Here is a 21339-nt window from a genome sequence, read left to right on the forward strand (position 1 = left end):
GTCCCGTACGCACGACAGGGAGAAGGCGCTGAACACCGACGCGACGCAGGAGACCCCGGCCACCGGCTGGTGGACCGAGGCCGTCATCTACCAGATCTACCCGCGCTCGTTCGCCGACGCGAACGGCGACGGGATCGGCGACCTCCCCGGCATCACGGCACGCCTCGACCACCTCAGTGAGCTGGGCGTCGACGCGATCTGGCTGTCGCCGTTCTACCCCTCCCCGCAGGCGGACGCCGGCTACGACGTGGCCGACTACCGGGACGTCGACCCGCTCTTCGGCACGCTGGCGGACGCCGACAAGATGATCGCCGAGGCGAAGGCGCGCGGCCTGCGGGTGATCGTCGACCTGGTGCCGAACCACACCTCGTCGCGGCACCGCTGGTTCCAGGCCGCCGTCGCTGCCGCGCCGGGCAGCCCGGAGCGGCAGCGTTACATCTTCCGGGACGGCAAGGGCCCGCAGGGCGCCGAGCCGCCGAACGACTGGGAGAGCGTCTTCGGCGGGCCGGCCTGGACCCGGCTGCCGGACGGCCAGTGGTACCTGCACCTCTTCGACACCGGCCAGCCCGACCTCAACTGGGGCAACCCGGAAGTGCGCGCCGAGTTCCTGGACATCCTCCGGTTCTGGCTGGACCGGGGCGTCGACGGGTTCCGGGTGGACGTGGCGCACGGCCTCATCAAACAGGCCGACCTGGCCGACTGGCAGGAGCCGCAGGAGATCCTCTCCGGCCAGGAGGTGGACAAGCCGCGCCCGCCGATGTGGGACCAGGACGGCGTGCACGACATCTACCGCGAATGGCGGCGGCTGCTCGACTCCTACGACGGCGAGCGGATCCTGGTCGCCGAGGCGTGGGTGGAGCCGGCCGAGCGGCTGGCCCGCTACGTGCGGCCGGACGAGATGCACCAGGCGTTCAACTTCGAATACCTGCTGGCCGCCTGGTCCGCCCCCGCCCAGTACGCGGTGATCACCCGCTCGCTGGAGGCCACCGACTCGGTGGGGGCCCCGACCACCTGGGTGCTGTCCAACCACGACGTGGTCCGGCACGCCTCCCGGCTCGGGCTCGCCGTCGGCGGCGGCCGCCCCAACGGCATCGGCATCGGCGACCCGCAGCCGGACGCCGCGCTCGGCCTGCGCCGCGCCCGGGCGGCCAGCCTGCTCATGCTCGCCCTGCCCGGCTCCGCCTACCTCTACCAGGGCGAGGAGCTGGGGCTGCCGGAGCACACCACGCTGCCCGACGAGGCCCGGCAGGACCCCACCTGGGAACGCAGCCTGCACACCCAGCGCGGCCGGGACGGCTGCCGGGTGCCGATCCCGTGGGAGGCCGACGCGCCGTCGTACGGCTTCGGGCCGACCGACGCGAGCTGGCTCCCCCAGCCGCCGAGCTGGGCCGAGTACGCGCTCGACCGGCAGCGCGGCGTCGATGGCTCGACCTACGAGCTGTACCGGACGGCCCTGCGGCTGCGCCGCGAGCACGGCCTGGCGCGGGGGCCGCTGCGGTGGCTCTCCTCCGGCGACGAGGTGTTGACCTTCACCAACGGCGGGCTCACCGTGCTGACCAACTTCGGCGCGGAGCCGGTGCCGCTGCCCGCCGGCGCCGAGGTGCTGGCGTCCAGCGCCCCGCTGGACGACGACGCCGTCCCGACCGACGTGACCGTCTGGTACCGCGCCTGACAGCGGCGAGGAGGGGTTCCCTTTTACCAGGGGCCCCTCCTCACAGGCGGTCGGCGCGGGTGTGCAGGAGGTCGTGGACCGACTCGATGTCCCCCGGTGAGGTGCGGGCGGCCAGCCAGTACATGAACCCCGTCGGGATGAAGAAGAGCTGGAACGCGGCCAGCCCGACGGCGTAGTTCAGCGGCGGCGGGAAGGCCGCCCGCAGCGCCCCGAAGGCCACCCCGACCAGCCCGTTGCCGGCCGCCCGGCCGACCCCGTTGACCAGGTTGCCGAGGCTGTAGACCGTGCCCCGGTGCTCCGGCGGGTTGACGTCGGCGATCAGCGCGAACCAGTTGGGCGAGTTGGCCGAGGTGAGCGCGAGGGCGATCACGGCGGTGAGCAGGCTCAGCCCCACCGTGGGCTCGGTGAACACGCTGCTCAGCACCGCCGCGATGACCGCGCCGGAGCTGCCGCCGTCCGGCACGTCGATCCGGATCGGCACGAGGAACAGGACCAGGTAGAACGGCACGGCCGCGAGGATGCCGACGGCCGCGACCAGCGCCCGGCCGCTCGGCGTACGCCGTTGCAGCGCGTCGCCGGCCAGGCCGCCCACGATGGAGAGCACCCCGCCCAGCTGGAACAGGGTGGCGAAGACGCTGCCCACCACCACGGCGGTGGCGGCCGAGTAGCCCTGCGCCTCGGCCCGCTGGCTGAACAGCACGGGCAGCCAGACCAGCGAGCCGAAGGCGGCCTGCGCGGTCAGCCCCTGGAGGACCAGCCAGCGGTTGGTCCGCCGGGCCAGGATCCGGGGCAGGTCGGCGCGGCTGATCCGGTAGTCGTACTCGCCACCGGCGTCGAGCGCCGCGGCCAGCTCCGGCTCGCTCTGCCCGCGCCGGATGTCGTACGTGAACAGGTAGGCCACCGTGGCGAGCAGGCCGACCGCCGTGAGCACCAGGAACGGCCGCCGCCAGTCCGTGGCGCCGAGCAGGCCGCCGGTCAGTGTGCCGGCGAGCGTGCCGACGCCCTGGGACAGCCCCCAGAAGCTCATCACCAGGCCCCGGCGGCGCGGCGAGATCAGGTCGGTGACCACGGAGAAGCCGACCGAGCCGACCGCGCCCAACCCGATCGCGGCGACGAGCTGGGCGGCCAGGAACGCCGGGTAGTGCTGGGCCAGCGCGCTGCCCCCGGTGCCGGCCGCCCAGATCAGCGTGCCGACCATGAGCAGCGGCTTGCGGTCGGTCCGGTCACCGACGTACGCCCAGGCCACCGCGGCGACCGCGCTGACCAGGAAGCTGACCGCGGTGACCAGGCCGAGCAGCCGCTGCGACACCCCGAGCGCGCCGGAGATCGGCCCGTACAGCGGCGGCACCAGGCCGATGGCCACGTTGTCCAGCGAGGCGAGCACCACGAACACCACCACGCTGTAGAACCGGTGCCCCGCGTTCCCCCGCCGGGAGACCCTCGTGCCGCTGCTCATGCCGGGCAGCAAACCAGGCGGAGATCACGGCGGGAACACGACCCGCCGGTCAACCGCCCGGGCTCCGGTTCACTCCGGCAGCCGGTCGACGATGCGCTCCCGGGCCTCCGCGTAACGGGCGCGGATGGCGGGGACCGGCTCACCGGCGTACTCCTCGGTGTCGCCGACCGACCAGGTGGGCGGCGCCGCACCGCCCAGGGCGACCCAGGCGGCCTGGCGGGCGGCCCCGTCGGCGACGTACTCCCCGGGCGGGGGCACGACCACGGGACGGCCGAAGACCTGCGGGGCGATCCGCCGCACGGCGGCGGAGCGGGCCCCGCCGCCGACCAGGATGATCCGGTCGGCGCGGGCGCCCTGCGCGGTCAGCGCGTCGAGGCCGTCGGCGAGCGCGCAGAGCATGCCCTCGACGGCGGCCCGGGCCAGGTGCGCCGGGGTCGAGGTGCCCAGGGTGAGGCCGTGCAGCGCGCCGGTGGCGGTGGGCCGGTCCGGGGTCCGTTCCCCCTCCAGGTACGGCACCATGACCAGCCCGCCGGCACCGGGCGGGGCGGCCAGCGCCAGCTCGCTCAGGGTGGCCAGGTCGACGCCGAGCAGCGTGGCGGCGGCGTCGAGCACCCGCGCGGCGTTGAGCGTGCAGACCAGCGGCAGGAACCGGCCGGTCGCGTCGGCGAAGCCGGCCACCGCCCCGCTCGGATCGGCGGCCGGCGTGTCGGCGACCGCGAAGACGGTGCCCGAGGTGCCGATCGAGACGACCACGTCGCCCGGACCGGCCCCGGCGCCGAGCGCGGCGGCGGCGTTGTCGCCGGTGCCCGGCCCCAGCAGGACCGGGCCGCCGGGGCCCGCGCCGGCGTCGAGCGCCGCCGGGTCGAGGTGGCCGGCCACCTCGGCCGGGCCCAGCACGACCGGCACCCGCAGCCGCCGGCCGAAGGCGCGTTCCAGCAGGTCGAGGCGGTACTCGCCGGTGCGGGGCGACCAGTAGCCGGTGCCGCTGGCATCGCCGCGGTCGGTGCGCAGCGCGCCCAGCCCGGGTGCGCCGGCCAGCCGCCAGGTGAGCCAGTCGTGCGGCAGGCAGACGGCGGCCACCCGGTCGGCGTTGGCCGGCTCGTGCCGGGCCAGCCAGCGCAGCTTGGTGGCGGTGAAGCTGGCCACCGGCACGGCGCCGGTCGCGTCGGCCCAGAACCGGCGGCCGGCCTCCCCGCCGCCGGCCTCCTCGACCAGCTCGCGGGCGGCGTCGGCGGAGCGGGTGTCGTTCCAGAGCAGCGCCGGGCGGACCACCTGCCCCGCCTCGTCCAGGCAGACCATGCCGTGCTGCTGGCCGCCGACCGCGACGGCGGCCACGCCGGCCAGCCCGCCGGCCTCGGCGACGGCTGCCCGCAGAGCGTCCCACCAGGCGTGCGGGTCGACCTCGGTGCCCTCCGGGTGCGGCGCGCGGCCCTGCCGGACCAGCGCGCCGGTCTCCGCGTCCCGGATCACCACCTTGCAGGACTGGGTCGACGAGTCGATCCCGGCGACGAGCGGCATGGCGACCCGCCTCAGCGCGCGCCGAGCAGGTGCTCGACGGCGAGCTGGTTGAGCCGGACGAAGCCGTAGCCCTGCGCACCGGCCGCCTGCGGATCGAACTCCTCGAACGCGGCCCGGTCGGCCAGCAGGTCGGCGTAGCTCTCGCCCGAACCCAGGGTCGGGGCGGCGAGTTCGGAGACCTTGCTGGCGGCCAGCGCCTCGGCCACCTCCGGATCGGCCCGGAACGCCGCGGCCCGCTCCTTGAGCAGCAGGTAGGTGCTCATGTTCGCCGCCGCGGAGGCCCACACCCCGCTGATGTCCTCGGTGCGGGAGGGCTTGTAGTCGAAGTGCCGGGGGCCGTCGTACGCGGGGCCGCCGTTCGGGCCGCCGTGCTCCAGCAGGTCGACCAGGGCGAACGCGTTGAGCAGGTCGCCGTGCCCGAAGACCAGGTCCTGGTCGTACTTGATGCCGCGCTGCCCGTTGAGGTCGATGTGGAACAGCTTGCCCTGCCAGAGCGCCTGGGCGATGCCGTGCGCGAAGTTCAGCCCGGCCATCTGCTCGTGGCCGACCTCGGGGTTGAGGCCCACCAGCTCCGGGCGGGCCAGGGTGGAGATGAACGCGAGCGCGTGGCCGACGGTGGGCAGCAGGATGTCGCCACGCGGCTCGTTCGGCTTGGGTTCGATGGCGAAGCGCAGGTCGTAGCCCTGGTCGACGACGTACTGGCAGAGCAGGTCGACCGCCTCGCGGTAGCGGTCCAGCGCGGCGCGGATGTCCTTGGCCAGGTCGTACTCAGCGCCCTCCCGGCCGCCCCACATGACGAAGGTGCGGGCGCCGAGTTCGGCGGCCAGGTCGACGTTGCGCAGCACCTTGCGCAGCGCGTAGCGGCGTACCGAGCGGTCGTTGCTGGTGAAGCCGCCGTCCTTGAACACCGGGTGGGTGAAGAGGTTGGTGGTGACCATGGGCACCACCAGGCCGGTCTCGTCGAGGGCCTTGCGGAACCGGGACAGGTGGGCGTCGCGGGTGGCGGCGTCCGCGCCGAACGGGACGAGGTCGTCGTCGTGGAAGGTGATCCCGTACGCGCCCAGCTCGGCCAGCCGGTGGACGGCCTCGACGGCGTCCAGGTCGGGCCGGGTCGCGTCGCCGAACGGGTCGCGGGCCGTCCAGCCCACCGTCCAGAGACCGAAGGAGAACTTGTCCGCGGGGGTGGGACGGGGTGCCATGGGGACCTCCGGGTGGTGGTGTCGTCCGCAATTTGTTCAGTGGTTGAATTAAATGACCCCGCTGTGGCAGTGTCAAGGGGTGACCAGCCCCAGCACCGGCGGCGCGGTCCGCCAGGGCAGCCTGCGCGAGCTCAACCTCGCCGTCGTGCTCCGGCGGATCGCCACCGCCGACCGACCGCCGTCCCGCGCCGGGATCGCCGCCGGGACCGGGCTGACCCGGGCCACCGTCTCCGCCGTCGTGGACGACCTCATCGCCGGCCGGCTGGTCGCCGAGGCGGAACCCGCGCCGCGCACCGGGGCCGGGCGGCCCGCCCGCGGGCTGGTGCTCGCCTCCGACGGGCCGGCCGGGCTCGGCCTGGAGGTGAACGTCGACTACCTGGCCGCCTGCGTGGTCGACCTCACCGGGGCGGTCCGGCACCACCTGGTGCGCCGCGCCGACCTGCGCCCGGTCTCCCCCGCCGACGCCCTGGAGCGGCTCGCCGCCCTGGCCGCCGAGGCCCGCGCCGCCGCCGTACGCGACGGGCTGACCCTGGCCGGCGCGGCACTCGCCGTGCCGGGCCTGGTCGACGACGGCGGCCTGGTCCGGCTCGCCCCCAACCTCGGCTGGCGGGACGTCGACGTGCCCGCCCTGCTCGCCGGACGCCCGCTCGCCGAGCCGGTCGCCGGCATCCCCTCGCTGGTGGTGGACAACGAGGCCAACCTGGCCGCCCTCGGCGAGCTGCACGCCGGCCCACCCGGCTCGACCAGCTTCCTGCACATCACCGGCGAGATCGGCATCGGCGCCGGGATCGTGCTGGACGGGGTGCTCTACCGGGGCGCGCGCGGCTGGAGCGGCGAGATCGGTCACATCCCGGTGCAGCCGCAGGGGCGGCCGTGCCGCTGCGGCGGCCAGGGCTGCCTGGAGCGGTACGCGGGCCAGGAGGCCATCCTGGCCGCCGCCGGCCTGACCGGCGCCGACCTGCCCGCGGACACCGCCGCCACCCGGCTGGCCGACCTCGCCGGGGCGGGCGACCCGGCCGCGCTGACCGCCCTGGCGGACGCCGGAACGGCGCTCGGAGTGGCCGTGGCGGGCGTGGTGAACCTGCTGGACCTGGACACCGTGGTGCTCGGCGGCGGATACGCCCCGCTCGCCCCCTGGCTCCGCCCGCCGGTGGTCGCGGAGATCTCCCGGCGCGTGCTCACCGCCGCCTGGTCCCCGGTGACGGTGCGCCCGGCGGCGCTCGGGGCGCGCTCCGCGGCGGTCGGTGGGGCCGCCTCGGTGGTCCGCCGGGTGCTGGACCGGCCGGTCACCTGGCTGGCCGGAGCAGGCTGACCGCAGCGCTCCTCCATGGGCTTCCGGCGCCCCCGCTCGGTACGCTTGCCGCCAGGCAACAAATCCGCGATCGAGGAGTGCACCGACAGCATGCGCACGGTTCGACAGACCGAAGCGCCCCGCCACCGGCGATGAGGACCGCCCGACCGTCGGCGCGGGCCGCGCTGCCGGACGACTCCCGGCTCGCCCGCGAACTGCTGGACGGGCTCGCCGAGGCCGTCGTGACCACCGACCGGGGCGGCGTCGTCACCCTGGTCAACGCCGCGGCCGCGGCGCTCCTCCCCGAACTCTCCCCCGGCGTCGACCTGACCGACTGCCCGGTGCCCGCGCTGGCGGACGCGGTGCGCGGCGACGGCGGGACCTTCGACACCGAGCACCACGGCCGGCGGTTGCGCGGCGTCCGGCGCCGCCTGGCCACCGGCACCTGCGCCTGGTACGTACGGGACGTCACCGAGGAGCAGTCGCGCGACGACGCGCTGCGGGCCGAGCGGTCCCGCACCGCGTTCCTCGCCCAGGCGGGCAGCCGCCTCGGGCTCTCCCTGCACCGGGACCAGACGCTGCGCGCCGCCGTCACCCTCCCGGTGCCCTACCTGGCCGACGCCGCCGTGGTCGTGCACCGCCCGTCCCCGCCCGCCGAGGACCTGCCGCACTGGGTCCGGTACGCCGCCGACGAGCCCGGCCCGGTCACCGGCGTCGCCGGCTGGCCGGTGGTCGAGTCGGCGCCCGGCCTGGTCGAGGCGCTCGACGGGGACGGCAGCGAGCCGGGCCCCTGGCTCGACGCCGGGCTGGCCGAGCTGGCCGAGGTGCTGCCCGCGGACTTCGGCCGGCCCGGCGCCGTGCTGATCAGCCCCATGCGCAGCGCCGGCGGCCCGGCCGGCGCGCTCATCCTTGCCCGCCGCCCCGGGCGGAGCGGCTTCGACCCGCGCGAGGTCGAGCTGGCGCGGGAGTTCGCCGCCCGGGCGGGCGCCGCGCTGGCGGCGGCCGACCTCTACGGCGAGCAGGCGCACCTGGCCCGCGTGCTCCAGAACAGCCTCCTCCCCCCGGACCTGCCGCCGCTGCCGGGGATGACGCTGGCCGGCGGCTACCGCGCCGCCGGCGACACGCTGCGCATCGGGGGCGACTTCTACGACCTCTTCCCCACCCCCGGCGGCGGCCTCTTCGCCCTCGGCGACGTGTGCGGCAAGGGGGTCGGCGCGGCCGTGCTGACCGGGCGGGTACGCCAGTCGCTGCAGACCCTGCGGCTGGTCGAGCAGCGCCCGCGAGAGCTGATGGAACTGCTCAACCGCGCGCTGCTGGACGCACCCGACGCGGCCCGCCGGGCCCAGTTCACCACCCTCCTGCTGGGCGCCCTGACCCGAGAGCCGGGCGGCGGGCTGCTGGTCCGGGTGGCCGGCGGCGGCCACCCGGCCCCGCTGGTGGTCCGCACCGACGGCCGGATCGAGCCGGTCCCGGTGGGCGGCATGCCGGTCGGCGCGCTGACCGCGGCCCGCTTCGTCGAGGCGGCGGTACGCCTGGCTCCGGGCGACGTGCTGGTGGCGTACACCGACGGGGTGACCGAGGCCCGGGGCGGGCCCCGCCAGCTGGAGATGTTCGGCGACGCCCGGCTGCGGCGGGCCCTCGCGTCCGGAGCCGGTCTGCCGCCCGCCGCGCTGGTCGACCGGCTGCTCCAGCTCGTCGACGAGTGGCTCGACGGCCAGGTGCACGACGACGTCGCCATGCTGGTCGTGGCGGCGGGAGGACCCGGCCCGGGCCGGTCAGGCGGTGCGGGCCACCGGGGGCTCGCCGGGTGACTCCGCATCGGGCTGCGGGTCGCCGATCCGCTCCCCGGAGGGCTGGAGCACCGGCCAGCCCTCGGCCGCGGCGGCCTCCCCGCGCCGGGCGACCTCGTCGAACTCGCGCATCCCGCGCACCAGCGCCGCCCGCCCCTCCGGACTCATGCCGACCAGGATCCGGTCCAGCCGCTGACGCCGGTCGGCGCGCAGCTCGCCGAGGAGCCGGGTGGCCGCCGGGGTGAGGTGCAGGGCGATCTCGCGCCGGTCGTACCGGCCCGGTTCCCGCTCCAGCATGCCGGCCGCCACCAGCCGGTCGCAGAGCCGGCTGGCGGAGGACAGCAGCATGTCGGTCAGCGTGGCGAGCCGGCGGAGGTTGATCCCGTCGTACTGCTCGACGACCATGACCGCGCGCAACTGGGCACCCGAGAGCCGGCTCGTGGTCCGCTCCCGGGCCGCCTCCCAGACAGCCAGCAGGGTGCCCGCCGCCTCGTCGAGGTCGGCAGCCATACTCGCATCAGGTCCCTGGGGACCGCGTTCTTCGGCCATGGTGGGCCCGAGACTACCCGCCTCACCAGGCCGACGACCTGTGCAAAGGAGCAAAGATGAGCGGACCGGAGGATCGGGCACGGCGGAGCCTCACCGAGGCGCCGACCGACCAGCTCGTCGACCGGCTCGCCGCCGAGCTGGAACGGTCGTACGGGATCACCGACACCGAGCTTTACCAGGTCGACTACCGGTTGGCCGCGCTGCTGCCGCTGGGCGGCGGTGAGTCGATCGTCACCCCCGGCCATCCGGCCTGGCGCTGCTTCGACCACCAGGAACCCATCGTGTCGGAGGGCACCGGCTGGTTCCCGGTCGGGATGCGCGGCGAGCGGCGCGGGGTGCTCCGGATCGCACCGGTGCCGGGTGACCCGGCCGCCCTGGCCGAGCTGGACGCCGTCGCCACGGCGCTGGGGCACGAGCTGGCCGCCGTGGCGGCCACCACGGACATCTACCTGACCGCCCGGCGCAGCCGCCGGCTCACCCTGGCCGCCGAGATGCAGTGGGAGCTGCTGCCCGGCCGCAGCCGCATCCGTCCCTCCTTCAGCCTGGCCGGGCAGCTGGAGCCGGCGTACGCGGTGCGCGGCGACGGCTTCGACTGGTCCGACGACGGCCACCGGCTCTGGCTGTCGGTGATCAACGGCTCGGGCGAGGGGGTGGCCGCCTCGATGCTCACCTCGCTGGCCACCCACGCGCTGCGCAACGCCCGCCGCGCCCAGCTGGGGCTGGCCGACCAGGCCGCCCTGGCGGACCAGGCGACCTACGCGCTGCACCGGGGTGAGCAGCATCTCTCCGCGCTCCTGCTGGAGCTGGACCTGGCCACCGGGACGCTGAACGTGGTCGACGCCGGCTCGCCCCGTCTGGTGCTGCTGCGCGACGGCGAGGTCACCGAGCAGGTCCTGGACAAGCAGTTCCCGCTCGGCATGTTCGAGGGCACCGACTACCGGGAGCAGCGCTTCGAGCTGCGGCGCGGGGACCGGCTCTTCGTGGTCAGCGACGGGGTCATCGACGCCACCTCGGAGCGGATCCGCTACGGCGAGACCGCGCTGGACCGCTTCCTGCGGCGCACCGGGCCGATGGAGCCGCTGGACGCCGTCCGGTCGCTGATCGGCGACCTGCGCGCGTTCGTGGCCGGCGACCTGGTCGACGACGCGGTGGTGGTCTGCCTGGACTGGCTCGGCCCGCAGCCCTGACCCGCCCCGGTCGCCCGCCGGCTCAGTACGCGCCGCGGCTGTTGAGCACCGCGCCGAAGGTCTTCCAGAGGATGGTCAGGTCGGCGGCGAGGGACCAGTTCTCCACGTAGTAGAGGTCGAGCCGGATGCCGTCCTCCCAGCTCAGGTCGGACCGGCCGCTGACCTGCCAGAGGCCGGTCATGCCGGGCTTGACCAGCAGCCGGCGGGCCACGTCGCCGTCGTAGCGGGCCACCTCGGAGGGCAGCGGCGGGCGCGGACCGACCAGGCTCATCTGGCCGAGCAGCACGTTGGCCAGCTGGGGCAGCTCGTCCAGGGACCACTTGCGGAGCAGCCGGCCCACCCGGGTCACCCGGGGGTCGTCGCGCATCTTGAACATCAGGCCGTCGGTCTCGTTGCGCGCGGCCAGCTCGGCGAGCAGGGCGTCGGCGTTGACGACCATGGTGCGGAACTTGAAGACGCCGAACTCCTTGCCGCCCTGACCGACCCGGGTCTGGCGGAAGAGCACCGGGCCGCGGCTGTCCAGCTTGATGGCCAGGGCGATCACCACCAGCAGCGGCGACAGCAGGAGCAGGGCGATCAGCGAGATCGACCGGTCGACGAAGCCCTTGACCAGCTTGCGGGCGCCGCGGAACTCGGGCGCCTCGACGTGGATCAGCGGCAGGCCGGCCACCGGCCGGGTGTGGATGCGCGGGCCGGCAACGTCGGTGAGCGCCGGGGCCACCACGAGGTCGACGCCGGTGCCCTCCAGCTGCCAGCCCAGCCGGCGCAGCCGGGTCGCGGTCAGCTCGCCCGAGGCGGTGACCGCCACGGTGTCCGCGCCGATCGCGGTGGCCGCCTCGGGGATGCCCCGGAAGGAGCCCACCACCGGCACGTCGCCCAGCCGCTGGGGCACCGGGGCGAGCAGCGCGTCCGGGATGCAGGCGCCGACCACCTGGTAGCCGGCGTAGGGCTCGCGGCGCAGGGTGTGCACCAGCTCCAGCACGTGCGCGGTGTCGCCCACCACCAGCACCTTGCGGGACCAGCCGGCGCCCCGGTAGCGGGCGCGGTGCAGCCGCTTGCGGGCGGCGAACCGGGCCACCTCCAGGCCGAGCGTGCCGACCGCGAAGGAGATGGCAAGGAAGCCCCGGGAGACCCCCACGTCGGCGATGTAGCCGGCGATGGCGATGCCGCCGGCCAGCCGCAGGCTCGCCGCGCTGACCCGCCGGTACTCGTCGGCGCCGTAGCCCAGCACCTGGTCGTCGTAGCAGCGCATCGCCCTGAGCGAGACCAGCCAGACCAGCAGCAGGGCGGGCGCGACCACCACGTAGGGGATCTCGGAGCCGCTCGGTTCCTCGTCGCCGAACCGGGCCACGTACCCGATCAGGATGGCCACGGTCAGCACGGCGGTGTCCAGCACCGCCAGGACCCGGATGTACGCCCGCTCCGCAGCGCGGGTCGTCGGTCCGGGGCGGTCGCCACCGGGTCGCGACGACGTGCTGGCGGGGGTCAACAGCGTCGCCGAGGTCACCGGCCCTCCCCACTTCGCTCAGGACGACCCCGCGCCGCGCGGGCCCGGTGGGGATCACGCGGTTCGGAGCACCCGGTCATCTTGCCTCGACAATTATGGTTACCGATTGCTTCGGACACATTGCCGTCAGTTCTCTTCTACCGAGAAGCGTTCCGCCGTACCGGATCTGCCGGTACGGCGGAACACCCTCACTGAGCGCCGGATCAGCGCGGCGCCGGCGGCCGCAGCGCGATCGCCTGCAGGAAGATCTCACCGATCTTGCTGGGGTCGGTCGTGACGAAGGAGCCGCCGCCGGTCACATCGGTGATCGACTTGAGCTCGGTGCGGCTGACCTCGGTGCCGATGCCGATGATGATCACCTGGACCGGCTGCTCCTCGTCGCGCAGCTGCTTGAGCTGGTTCAGCAGGTCCTTCTGGGAGATGCCGTTGTCATCGTCGTTCTTGCCGTCGGTGAACAGCACGATCGAGTTGACCTTGCCGGGCTCCCAGTCCTGCTGGACCTTCTTGTACGCCGCCAGCATCGTGTCGTAGAGACCGGTGTCGCCGTCCGACGGCCGGATGCCGGCCAGGCGCTGCTGGATCGGGCCCCGGTTGCTCGACAGCGGCTTGATCCCGATCAGCTCCTGGTAGTCCTGCGAACCGTTCAGGTTGGTGGAGAAGGTCCACAGGCCGATCGACCAGGAGTCGTCGAAGAGGCCCAGGCCCTGGCTCGCGGCGGCGACGGTGACCTGTTCCCGGCTGGCGCCGTTGGCGGTGGCCACCGCCTTCTTCATCGAGCCGGAGACGTCGATGACGCAGAGCATGCGACCGGACTGGGTGGCCACCGACCAGGTGGTGGTCGCCTTCTGGATGGCGACCGGGTCCAGGTCGGCCGCGCCACCCTGGCCGGACGGCGGGACGGCGCTCGCGCCGCCGTTGGCCGGGCTCGGCGCACCCTGGGGCGCCTTGAACCCGTCGCCCCAGTTGCCGTCCGGCGCCCGCAGCGCCTGGCCGGCCAGCCGGTTCTTGAAGCCACCCGTCCGCAGCACCTCGAAGAGCACCCGGGCGGCCGACGCCTTGGTCGGCTCGATGCCGGGCAGCACCGCGAACGGGTAGTCCAGCGGCATCGGCGCCGGCTCCAGGTAGAGCGCGGCCAGCGGGATCGGCGGCTTGGTGTTGTTGTACGCGATCACGTCCTCTTCCGACAGCGCCGCCGCGCCGAGCGCGTTCGCGATGGCCGTCGGGTCGGACGAGCGCGGGAAGCGGGCCAGGAGGTCCTGCCGCAGCGAGGACCGGTTGGTGGCCAGCGCCCGCAGCGCGCCGACCATCGCCTCCTGGGCCTTCGCCGAGCCGGCGGCGCCCGTGGCGCTCGCGGCGGCGGTCAACGAGAGCAGCCCGGACAGGCCGGCGGCGTCCTGGGTCGGCTCGACGATCCCGGCGCGCAGCGGCTTGCCGCTGGTGACCTGGGCCAACAGGTCGGTCCAGTGGAGCTTCTTGTTCGGCCACCCGATCCGGGGCGACCGGGCCACCGGCTCCGGCAGCGCGACCACCACCGGGCTGCGGGCGATCGAGGCGCCGTTGGCCGGCGCGAACGCGGTGGCGCCGCCGCTCTTGAGCCGCAGCAGCCAGGTGGAGGAGTCCGGCACCCAGACGTCCGGCGTGACCACGGTGCCGCTGGCCTGCCCGACCCCGGCCAGGGTGGCGCCGTGCTTGCTCGCCACCGCGGCGGCCACATCGACCGGCTCGGCGGAGGAGACATTCACGGCGATGCAGGTCTCGCCGACCGCCGCGCCGTCGGCGACCCACTGATCGGCGGCTCCGCGCACGGCGGGGGCGATCTCCGGGGCCGCCGCGACGGACAGCTCGATCCGCCCCGAGCAGTTCGGGCCGGCCAGCTGCTGATAACCGAACCAGGAGCCGGCTACGACGACGACGAGCGCGGTCGCCGCGGCAACGGCACCTGCCCCACGGAGGTTCGAACGCATGCGATGGCGGCCAGACACGGTGACCATCTTGCGTATCTCGTGGGGTTAGTGCCACAACCGTTCGGACGAAAGTTACGCAGGAGAAACAGTTGATCGCCAAATCATCACACTGAGTGAGCGATCAGTCATCCCAGGTGATCAAGGTCCACTGCGGACGGTGTTCCGGTGACCGCCCGATCACGGACAGACACAGGTGGGGCTCGCCACCGGCACCGGCTCTCCCACGGGCTCCGGCACGCCGGTGCCCGGGTCCACCCGGAAGATCCTGATCATGCCGGCCCGCTCGTCGGCCACGTGGAGGTGCTCGCCGGTCAGGGCGAAGTGCCGGGGCCACTCCCCACCGGTGTCCACCTCGGCCACCAGCTCGGGCGCCTCCCCGTCCAGCGCGAACACCGCGACCGTGCCCACGCCCCGGTTGCCCACGTAGAGGAAGCGACCGTCCGGCCCGACGGCGACCTCGGAGGGCTGCACGTGCCCGGCCCGGCCGCTGGCGTCCACCCGGACCCGCTGGTGCAGCCCGTCCGGTGTCAGGTCGTACGCGGTGACCGTCCCGTCCAGCTCGCCGACCAGCCAGCAGCGCCGCCCGTCCGGGTGCCGGGCCAGGTGCCGGGGCCCGGTGCCGGCCGGCGTCCGCAGCCGGGGGGCGCGAGGCACCAGCCGCCCCGAGGGGGCGTCGAGGTCGTACCGGTAGACCGAGTCGGTGCCCAGGTCGACCGCGAGCAGCGGACCGCCGGCCGGGTCGGGCGAGACCATGTGGCAGTGCGCCTTCTCCTGCCGGTCCGGGTCGGCGCCGTGCCCCTCGTGCCGGACCAGGTCGCTGCGCTCCCCCGGCGTGCCGTCGGCGTCGAGGGGGAAGACCGCCACGCTCCCGCCGCCGTAGTTCGCCACGAACAGGTGCCGGCCGTCCGGTGCCACCGCCAGATGGCAGGGCTCCGCCCCGCCGGTCGGGCGTACTCCGAGCGGGTCCAGGTCGCCTTCCGGACCGGTCCGGAAGGCGCTGACCTGCCCCTCGGCCAGCTCGTTGACCGCGTAGAGCACCGGCAGCGCCGGATGCCGGACGAGGAACGACGGCGACGGGGTGACCGCCACCGTGCCGAGCGGGGTCAGCGCCCCCGTCGCCGGGTCGCGCCGGGCGGCGACGATGCCCTCGGCCCGCCCGCCCGACTCCGCCGTGTAGCCCCCGATGTGGACGATCGCGTCCTGCCCGCTCACCACTCCCACCTTCCGCCGTCCCACCGTTGATCCAACCAGAGCCTTCCCGGTCAGCCGGCAGGTTAGGCGTCATTCCCGGCGCCGGCTTTCCGGCCGGACCGGTGGGCGCGGCGGGATCAGCCCACCGGCACCGGCTCGCCGCGCTGCCGCGCGACGTGCTCGACCAGCGAGATCAGCACCAGCTTGCCGGACTGCCGGTCCCGGGCGTCGCAGAGCACCAGCGGCACGTCCGGGTCCAGGTCCAGGGCGTCGCGGACCGCCTCCAGGCTGAACCGGCGGGACCCGTCGAAGCAGTTCACGCCCACCACGAACGGGATGCCCCGCTGCTCGAAGTAGTCGATCGAGGGGAAGCAGTCGGCCAGCCGCCGGGTGTCGGCCAGCACCACGGCGCCGAGCGCCCCGAACGCCAGCTCGTCCCAGAGGAACCAGAACCGGTCCTGCCCGGGGGTGCCGAAGAGGTAGACCTGCAGGTCGTCGTTGATGGTGATGCGGCCGAAGTCCATCGCCACGGTGGTGGTCGACTTCTGCTCCACCCCGGAGACGTCGTCGGTGCCGATGCCGGCGCCGGTCAGCACCTCCTCGGTCTGCAACGGCCGGACCTCGCTCAACGCGCTCACCAGCGTCGTCTTGCCCGCGCCGAAGCCGCCGGCGATGAGGATCTTCAGAGCCAGCGGCACCCGCGGCGCGGCCGGCTCCCGGTCAAAGCGCACGGAGTCCACTGACCACCGCCTTGAGGATGTTGTCGTCGGGCAGGTGGGCGGCGGCCGGCCGGCGCACCGTGACCAGCCCCCGGGCGAGGAGGTCGCCGAGCAGCACCCGGACCACGCCGACGGCGAGATCCAGGTCGGCGGCGAGATCGGCCACGGCCACCGGTCGGCGGGCCAGTTCGGCGAGGCGCCGGTGCTCCGGCTGGAGACCGGGCACGCCGGCCGGATCGGCCCCCGGCGTGGTCAGCACGAACGCCACCAGGTCGAAGCCGTCGACCGGGGGGCGCACCCGGCCGCCGGTCACGGTGTACGGGCGGACCACGGGGCCGGCGGCGGCGTCCAGCCACTCATGCTGGGGCCCCGGCGACTCAGCCCGCATCGGTCGCCGCCGTGCGGGCCGGTGCGCTGAGGTTCTCGCCGACCCGGATGACCAGCATGGCCATCTCGTACGCCACCAGGCCGATGTCGGCGTCGGCGTCGCTCACCACGGCCAGGCAGGCGCCCTGCCCGGCGGCCGTGACGAACAGGTAGGCCGATTCCATCTCCACCACGGTCTGCCGGACCGCACCGCCACCCACGTGCCGGGTGGCCCCCTTGGCGAGGCTGGAGAAACCGGAGGCCAGGGCGCAGAGGTGTTCCGCGTCGGTGCGGTCCAGCTCGGCGGACGCGCCGAGCAGGAGGCCGTCCGCCGACAGCACCACCGCCTGGCGGGCGCCCGGCACCCGCTCCACCAGGTCGTCGAGCAACCAGTCGAGATCGGCGTTCTGCCGCGTCGTGTGCACCACTAGGCGTCCCTCTCAGTCGCGGTTCGTTGGTCCGGAGCCGCCGCCGGTTCGGGCGGGGAGGGCTCGGTGGCCCGGGTACGGGCCGCGTCGGTGGGCGGAGCGCCGGCCCGGCCCGGGGCGGCGGTGGGGTCGGCGGCCGGTCCGCCGGCCGCCGCCGGGGCGGGCCGGCTGCGGGCCGCGCCGGGGTCGGTGGCGGCGCGGGAGCCGTCACGGCGGCCCCGGGCGGTGCCGGCCTGGAGCGCGGACATGGCTCGCCGGGCCTCCTCGGGCGGACGGTGCGCCGGGTTGTCCGCGACGACCGGCCGGGGCCGGGCCGCCGGCCCGCGCCGACGGACCCGGCGGGGCAGGCCGTCGGCGTCGGCCGGCGTCTCGACGCTGGAGGGACGGCCGTTGGGCAGCGGCACGACCGCCGACTCGGGGCGGTCCCGGCCGGGCCGGGAAGCCCGTGTCCGGGGGACCGTGGCCAGCCGGGTCACCTTGGCCATCCGCCGGTCGTCCCGCCCGGGTCGGTCGGCGTCCGGGCCGGTCGGGCCGATCGCCGGCTCGGCGGTGATCAGGTCCGACGGGACGAACACGGCGGCCGTGATCCCGCCGGGCGCGGCGGGCCGGAGCTCGACCCGGACGCCGTGCCGGGCGGCCAGCCGGGCGACCACGAAGTGGCCGAGCCGGGCGCTGTCGGTCGGGTCGAACTCCGGGGCGTGGGACAGCTTGCGGTTGGCGTCCGCCAGGGCCGTCGGGGACATGCCGAGCCCCCGGTCGGTGATCTCGACGGTGTAGCCGCCGGGCACCGTGCGGCCGGTGATGTCCACCCGGGTGCCGGGCGGAGAGAAGACGGTGGCGTTCTCGACCAGCTCGGCCAGCAGGTGGATCAGGTCGCCGACGGCACGCCCGAGCACACCGGCCGGCTGGACCTCGCCCACGTCGATCCGGTCGTACGACTCGACCTCGGAGATCGCGCCGCGCACCACGTCGACCGCGGCGACCGGGTTGCGCCAGCCCCGGCCGGGGGCCGCGCCGGCCAGGATGACCAGGTCCTCGGCGTGCCGCCGGAGCCGGGTGGCGAGGTGGTCGACCTGGAACAGCCCGGCCAGCTCGTCCGGGTCCTCGGTCCGCCGCTCCAGCCGGTCCAGCAGGGCCAGCTGCCGGTGCACCAGGCCCTGACTGCGCCGGGCGATGTTCAGGAAGACCTCGTTGAGGCCGCGGCGCAGCGTGACCTCGTCGACGGCCGCCTGCACGGCCGTGCGGCGCACCTCGTTGAAGGCGCGCCCCACCTGGCCGATCTCGTCGCCACCGTGGTCCAGCTCGGGCGCCTCGCGGGCGACGTCGACCTCCTCGCCGCGGCGCAGCCGGGCCACCACGTCGGGCAGGCGGTGCTCGGCCATCTCCAGCGCGGCGGTGCGGACGCCGGTGAGCCGGCGGTCCAGGGACCGGCCGACCCGCAGCGCCACCAGCACGCAGACCACGATGGCGACCAGGCCGAGCACCCCGGCGGCGGCCAGCCGGACCAGGATCTGGACCGCCATGGGCACGGACCGCTCGGTGAGGGTGTCCGCGCCGCGCAGCTCGAAGTCCCGCAGGCCCTGCGAGACCGCGGCGTGGCTGGTCTCCCAGGCCCGGATGTCGAACCCGGCCGGCAGGTCGCGGGCGCGGACCAGGGTGTCCTGGAGGGCGCGCAGCCGGACGAACGCCTCCCCCTCGGTGAGCCGCTGGTAGCCGGTCCGCTCGGCGGGCGGCAGGTCGGCCACCGCGTTCTCGGCCAGGAAGCGCTGGTTCTCGATGGTGCGGACCAGCTGCTCGTGCTCACCCTCGGCGTACCGGCCGGCGGTGACCGCGCCGGCCAGCAGCGCGTCGGCCTGGCCGAGCAGCTCCCGGGACCGGCCGAGCCCGGTGAGCGCCAGCGCCTGCCGGTTGAGCTGGGCGTCGGGCAGCGTGGCCATGGCCGCGAAGGTCTGGAAGGCGGAGCCGATCATCCCGCTGTAGAGCCCGACGGCGCCGGCCTGGTCCACCTTCCGGCCGTCGATGAAGCCCCGTCCCGCCGGCAGCGCGTCGAGGGCCGACACCAGCTGGTCGAGCCGGGCGTCGAGAAGGTCGTCGGCGGCGTCGCGGAGCTTGTCCCCGTCGACCCGGCGGCGCAGCTCGGCGATCGCCCGGTCGGTGCGGACGCGCTGCTCGGCCAGGGCCGGCACGGCGGTGTCACCGGCGAGCTGGACGACCGAGAGCCGGCGTTCCCGTTGCAGCTCGGCGACCACGCTCTCACCGGGCCGGCCCAGGTCATAGAGGAGGGTGCGGGCGGCGAGCAGGTCGAGGGCCGGCCCGAAGGTCAGCGTGGTGGCGAAGATCCACAGTGCCAGCAGCCCGGTCACCGGACCGATGACCAGCGCGGTCAGCTTGGCGCGGATCGGCCAGTCTCGGGTGTTCATCCAACCTCGCCCGGGGGAAGGTGTCGCAGGGGTGGCGCCGGCACCGGCCGGAGGGCCGCGACGCCGGGCCCCGGCCCGGGCGCCTTGGGCAGGATACGTAATCCCAGCCGGATGCACTACCGGCCGTCTCGCCCCTCACTACGGTCCGGAATGTTCGCTGTGGACACCGTTGGACGGCAGAGCACCGCCGGAAGGGACCGGCGGGATTTCGTCCACAAGGGGCGTACGGGAGACCGGCTCGCCGGCCCCGTCGCGCGCCGCCCGGAGCGGACGCCCGGTTCGTCACCCGAACGCCGCTTCTGGGGCCGGTCCACCTTTCCCGGCGCGGAACGGATGTGTGGCCGGCCGTGCCGTGGGCAGGCTCCGGGGGCACGATCGCGCAGGAAAGTACCGCCGATCGGGATTGACGATCACGGACCGGAGGGAATACCAGCGGGCGAAGGAGGAGCCATGTCGCCCACCCAGGTAGTCGTCATAGTCATCGTCGTTCTGGTGCTCGCGGCGCTCGCCGCGGTCGCCGTGGTCGCCAGCCGCCGCCGGGCCCTCAGGCAGCGTTTCGGCCCCGAGTACGACCGGGCCGTCGCCGAGCAGGACAGCCGCGGCGCCGCCGAGCGGGAGCTGCGCGAGCGGGAGCGCCGCCACGCCGAGCTGGAGCTGACCCCGCTCAGCCCGGAGTCCCGGGCCCGCTACGCCGCCGCCTGGGAGGAACTCCAGGTGCGTTTCGTCGACTCCCCCGCGGAAACCGTCGGCGACGCCGACGAACTGGTCACCCGGCTGATCGCGGAGCGCGGGTACCCCACCGGGGACTTCTCCGAACAGATCGCCCACCTCTCCGTCGAGCACGCCCGCACCCTCACCCACTACCGCGACGCCCACGACATCCGGCTGCGCAACGAGCGCGGCGAGGCCGGCACCGAGGATCTCCGACAGGCGCTCGTGCACTACCGCGCCCTCTTCGCCGACCTGCTCGGCGAGGACCCGGTCGGGCACCAGCCGCCGGAGCAGCGCGACCCCGACCACGAGCACGACGCCACGAGCCGCTGAGGAGGCCGCCGCCATGCGTCAGGAAGAGCAGCAGGTCACGCAGGACCACCCCGAGGCCGTCCGGTCCACGCCGGTGCCGGTCCCGCCCTCGGGCGACCGGGCCGCCGGCGACGGGCCCGACGCCGACCGGGCCGACGTGCCCGAGGACGCCCTGGACGACCGGGGCACCTTCGACGACCCGGCGGTCGCCGACGAGCGCGCCGAGCGCCGGGACGCGGGATCCGACGAGACCCGGGCGTACGACGCCGGGGAACTCAGCGACGCGGAGGCCGCCGACGCCGACGACCGTCCGGTGTACCACGACCCCGCGCCGCTGCCGACCGCCTTCGGGGCGACCTCGGTGGGCGACGCGGTGGCCGCCTCGGCGATGGCCAGCGGCCGGCCCGAGGACGAGCGGGACCCGCGCGGCGAGGACACCGCCGCGCCGGGCGACGGCGCTCCGGGCCGGACCGACGCGTTCGACGACGAGCGGGCCGACCCGACGGCGGGCGACCGGCTGCACGACCCGGACCGCTGGGAGGCGGCCCACTCCGGCGCGGCGCCCGACGACGGCCCGGCCGCCGCCGGGGCCGGGTACGGCAGCGCCGAGCCGGCGATGGTCGACCCGGACACGAGCACCGCCGCGGCCGGCGCGGGCGCGGCCGGCGCCGCCCTGGCCGGTGCGGCCCGGCCCACGCCGGGCGCCGTGCCGGCGGACGCGGCCACCCTCTTCGCCGAGGAGACCGCCCAGGACTTCCGGGACCGCTGGCGGGACGTCCAGCTCCGCTTCGTGGACGACCCGCAGGCGGCGGTCGGCGAGGCGCAGTCGCTGGTGGAGGAGGCCATCGAGGCGCTCTCCGCCGCGCTGCGCGAGCAGAAGACCAGGCTGGGCAGCTGGCAGGAGTCCGGCTCGACCGACACCGAGCAGCTCAGGGTCGCCGTGCGCGGCTACCGGGACTTCCTGGACCGGGTCCTGGGCCGCTGATGACACCTCTCCGCGGAGCCCCGGCCGGTGAACGGCCGGGGCTCCACCATGTGCGACAGACCGCACTCCCGGCA

At 75.2% G+C, this 21339-nt stretch carries 17 protein-coding genes; 6 read left to right on the forward strand and 11 right to left on the reverse strand.

Annotation, left to right across the window (positions count from 1 at the left end; translation table 11 throughout):
* Positions 1-28 precede the first annotated feature (28 nt).
* A complete protein-coding gene (locus NFX44_RS17820) occupies positions 29-1672 on the forward strand; it encodes a glycoside hydrolase family 13 protein (RefSeq protein WP_262284889.1) in 1644 nt (547 codons plus the stop codon).
* Between the two features lie 40 nt (positions 1673-1712).
* Here NFX44_RS17820 and NFX44_RS17825 read toward each other — a convergent pair whose 3' ends face one another.
* From NFX44_RS17825 to xylA, 3 genes are all read right to left on the reverse strand, one after another.
* Positions 1713-3128: an MFS transporter gene (locus NFX44_RS17825; RefSeq protein WP_262284682.1), complete on the reverse strand. Its 1416-nt coding sequence runs from the start codon at positions 3126-3128 to the stop codon at positions 1713-1715.
* A 69-nt stretch (positions 3129-3197) separates the two neighbouring features.
* Positions 3198-4646, reverse strand: coding sequence for a xylulokinase (xylB, locus tag NFX44_RS17830; protein ID WP_262284683.1), 1449 nt, complete (start codon positions 4644-4646; stop codon positions 3198-3200).
* A gap of 11 nt (positions 4647-4657) precedes the next feature.
* The gene (xylA, locus tag NFX44_RS17835) at positions 4658-5845 is read right to left on the reverse strand and encodes a xylose isomerase (RefSeq protein WP_262284684.1); all 1188 of its coding nucleotides are present in this window, start codon (positions 5843-5845) and stop codon (positions 4658-4660) included.
* 52 nt (positions 5846-5897) lie between these two features.
* Between xylA and NFX44_RS17840 the strand changes: the two genes are divergently transcribed.
* Positions 5898-7157 (forward strand): ROK family protein, encoded by a 1260-nt coding sequence (locus NFX44_RS17840; protein ID WP_262284685.1) that lies wholly within the window; start codon positions 5898-5900, stop codon positions 7155-7157.
* A gap of 131 nt (positions 7158-7288) precedes the next feature.
* A complete protein-coding gene (locus NFX44_RS17845) occupies positions 7289-8947 on the forward strand; it encodes a PP2C family protein-serine/threonine phosphatase (RefSeq protein WP_262284686.1) in 1659 nt (552 codons plus the stop codon).
* Here the strand turns inward: NFX44_RS17845 and NFX44_RS17850 are convergent.
* Complete coding sequence (locus NFX44_RS17850; RefSeq protein ID WP_262284687.1) at positions 8912-9436, reverse strand: MarR family winged helix-turn-helix transcriptional regulator; 525 nt, start codon at positions 9434-9436, stop codon at positions 8912-8914. The two genes, NFX44_RS17845 and NFX44_RS17850, sit on opposite strands and share 36 nt — an antisense overlap.
* A 95-nt stretch (positions 9437-9531) precedes the next feature.
* Here NFX44_RS17850 and NFX44_RS17855 point away from each other — a divergent pair, with 95 nt between their 5' ends.
* Positions 9532-10662 (forward strand): PP2C family protein-serine/threonine phosphatase, encoded by a 1131-nt coding sequence (locus NFX44_RS17855; protein WP_262284688.1) that lies wholly within the window; start codon positions 9532-9534, stop codon positions 10660-10662.
* 22 nt (positions 10663-10684) lie between these two features.
* On the opposite strand, the gene NFX44_RS17860 is transcribed toward NFX44_RS17855, so the two are convergent.
* From NFX44_RS17860 to NFX44_RS17890, 7 genes are all read right to left on the reverse strand, one after another.
* Positions 10685-12169 (reverse strand): sugar transferase, encoded by a 1485-nt coding sequence (locus NFX44_RS17860; protein WP_262284689.1) that lies wholly within the window; start codon positions 12167-12169, stop codon positions 10685-10687.
* A gap of 203 nt (positions 12170-12372) precedes the next feature.
* Positions 12373-14133 (reverse strand): VWA domain-containing protein, encoded by a 1761-nt coding sequence (locus NFX44_RS17865; RefSeq protein ID WP_262284690.1) that lies wholly within the window; start codon positions 14131-14133, stop codon positions 12373-12375.
* A 177-nt stretch (positions 14134-14310) separates the two neighbouring features.
* Positions 14311-15345, reverse strand: coding sequence for a lactonase family protein (locus NFX44_RS17870; RefSeq protein WP_262284691.1), 1035 nt, complete (start codon positions 15343-15345; stop codon positions 14311-14313).
* A gap of 116 nt (positions 15346-15461) precedes the next feature.
* Positions 15462-16064, reverse strand: coding sequence for an ATP/GTP-binding protein (locus NFX44_RS17875; RefSeq protein ID WP_107078959.1), 603 nt, complete (start codon positions 16062-16064; stop codon positions 15462-15464).
* A complete protein-coding gene (locus NFX44_RS17880; protein ID WP_262284692.1) occupies positions 16045-16431 on the reverse strand; it encodes a DUF742 domain-containing protein in 387 nt (128 codons plus the stop codon). Before NFX44_RS17880 ends, NFX44_RS17875 begins: the two co-directional genes overlap by 20 nt.
* Complete coding sequence (locus tag NFX44_RS17885; protein WP_262284693.1) at positions 16421-16837, reverse strand: roadblock/LC7 domain-containing protein; 417 nt, start codon at positions 16835-16837, stop codon at positions 16421-16423. The genes NFX44_RS17880 and NFX44_RS17885 overlap by 11 nt, the downstream gene beginning before the upstream one ends.
* Positions 16837-19257, reverse strand: a complete 2421-nt coding sequence (locus tag NFX44_RS17890; RefSeq protein WP_262284694.1) for a nitrate- and nitrite sensing domain-containing protein — start codon at positions 19255-19257, stop codon at positions 16837-16839. The genes NFX44_RS17885 and NFX44_RS17890 overlap by 1 nt, the downstream gene beginning before the upstream one ends.
* Positions 19258-19707: 450 nt before the next feature.
* Here NFX44_RS17890 and NFX44_RS17895 point away from each other — a divergent pair, with 450 nt between their 5' ends.
* Complete coding sequence (locus NFX44_RS17895) at positions 19708-20301, forward strand: hypothetical protein (RefSeq protein ID WP_262284695.1); 594 nt, start codon at positions 19708-19710, stop codon at positions 20299-20301.
* A 13-nt stretch (positions 20302-20314) separates the two neighbouring features.
* Positions 20315-21265: a hypothetical protein gene (locus NFX44_RS17900; protein WP_262284696.1), complete on the forward strand. Its 951-nt coding sequence runs from the start codon at positions 20315-20317 to the stop codon at positions 21263-21265.
* Positions 21266-21339: the final 74 nt, after the last annotated feature.

It is taken from the genome of Micromonospora sp. MA102, from assembly GCF_025460765.1.
Classification (GTDB): domain Bacteria; phylum Actinomycetota; class Actinomycetes; order Mycobacteriales; family Micromonosporaceae; genus Micromonospora; species Micromonospora halotolerans.

What these genes read in the sequence shown, in the direction of transcription:
- NFX44_RS17825 (WP_262284682.1), bottom strand. Translation starts at nt 3,128, where the DNA reads ATGAGCAGCGGCACGAGGGTCTCCCGGCGGGGGAACGCGGGGCACCGG.
- xylB (WP_262284683.1), bottom strand. Translation starts at nt 4,646, where the DNA reads ATGCCGCTCGTCGCCGGGATCGACTCGTCGACCCAGTCCTGCAAGGTG.
- xylA (WP_262284684.1), bottom strand. Translation starts at nt 5,845, where the DNA reads ATGGCACCCCGTCCCACCCCCGCGGACAAGTTCTCCTTCGGTCTCTGG.
- NFX44_RS17840 (WP_262284685.1), top strand. Translation starts at nt 5,898, where the DNA reads ATGACCCCGCTGTGGCAGTGTCAAGGGGTGACCAGCCCCAGCACCGGC.
- NFX44_RS17845 (WP_262284686.1), top strand. Translation starts at nt 7,289, where the DNA reads ATGAGGACCGCCCGACCGTCGGCGCGGGCCGCGCTGCCGGACGACTCC.
- NFX44_RS17850 (WP_262284687.1), bottom strand. Translation starts at nt 9,436, where the DNA reads ATGGCTGCCGACCTCGACGAGGCGGCGGGCACCCTGCTGGCTGTCTGG.
- NFX44_RS17855 (WP_262284688.1), top strand. Translation starts at nt 9,532, where the DNA reads ATGAGCGGACCGGAGGATCGGGCACGGCGGAGCCTCACCGAGGCGCCG.
- NFX44_RS17865 (WP_262284690.1), bottom strand. Translation starts at nt 14,133, where the DNA reads ATGCGTTCGAACCTCCGTGGGGCAGGTGCCGTTGCCGCGGCGACCGCG.
- NFX44_RS17880 (WP_262284692.1), bottom strand. Translation starts at nt 16,431, where the DNA reads ATGCGGGCTGAGTCGCCGGGGCCCCAGCATGAGTGGCTGGACGCCGCC.
- NFX44_RS17890 (WP_262284694.1), bottom strand. Translation starts at nt 19,257, where the DNA reads ATGAACACCCGAGACTGGCCGATCCGCGCCAAGCTGACCGCGCTGGTC.
- NFX44_RS17895 (WP_262284695.1), top strand. Translation starts at nt 19,708, where the DNA reads ATGTCGCCCACCCAGGTAGTCGTCATAGTCATCGTCGTTCTGGTGCTC.
- NFX44_RS17900 (WP_262284696.1), top strand. Translation starts at nt 20,315, where the DNA reads ATGCGTCAGGAAGAGCAGCAGGTCACGCAGGACCACCCCGAGGCCGTC.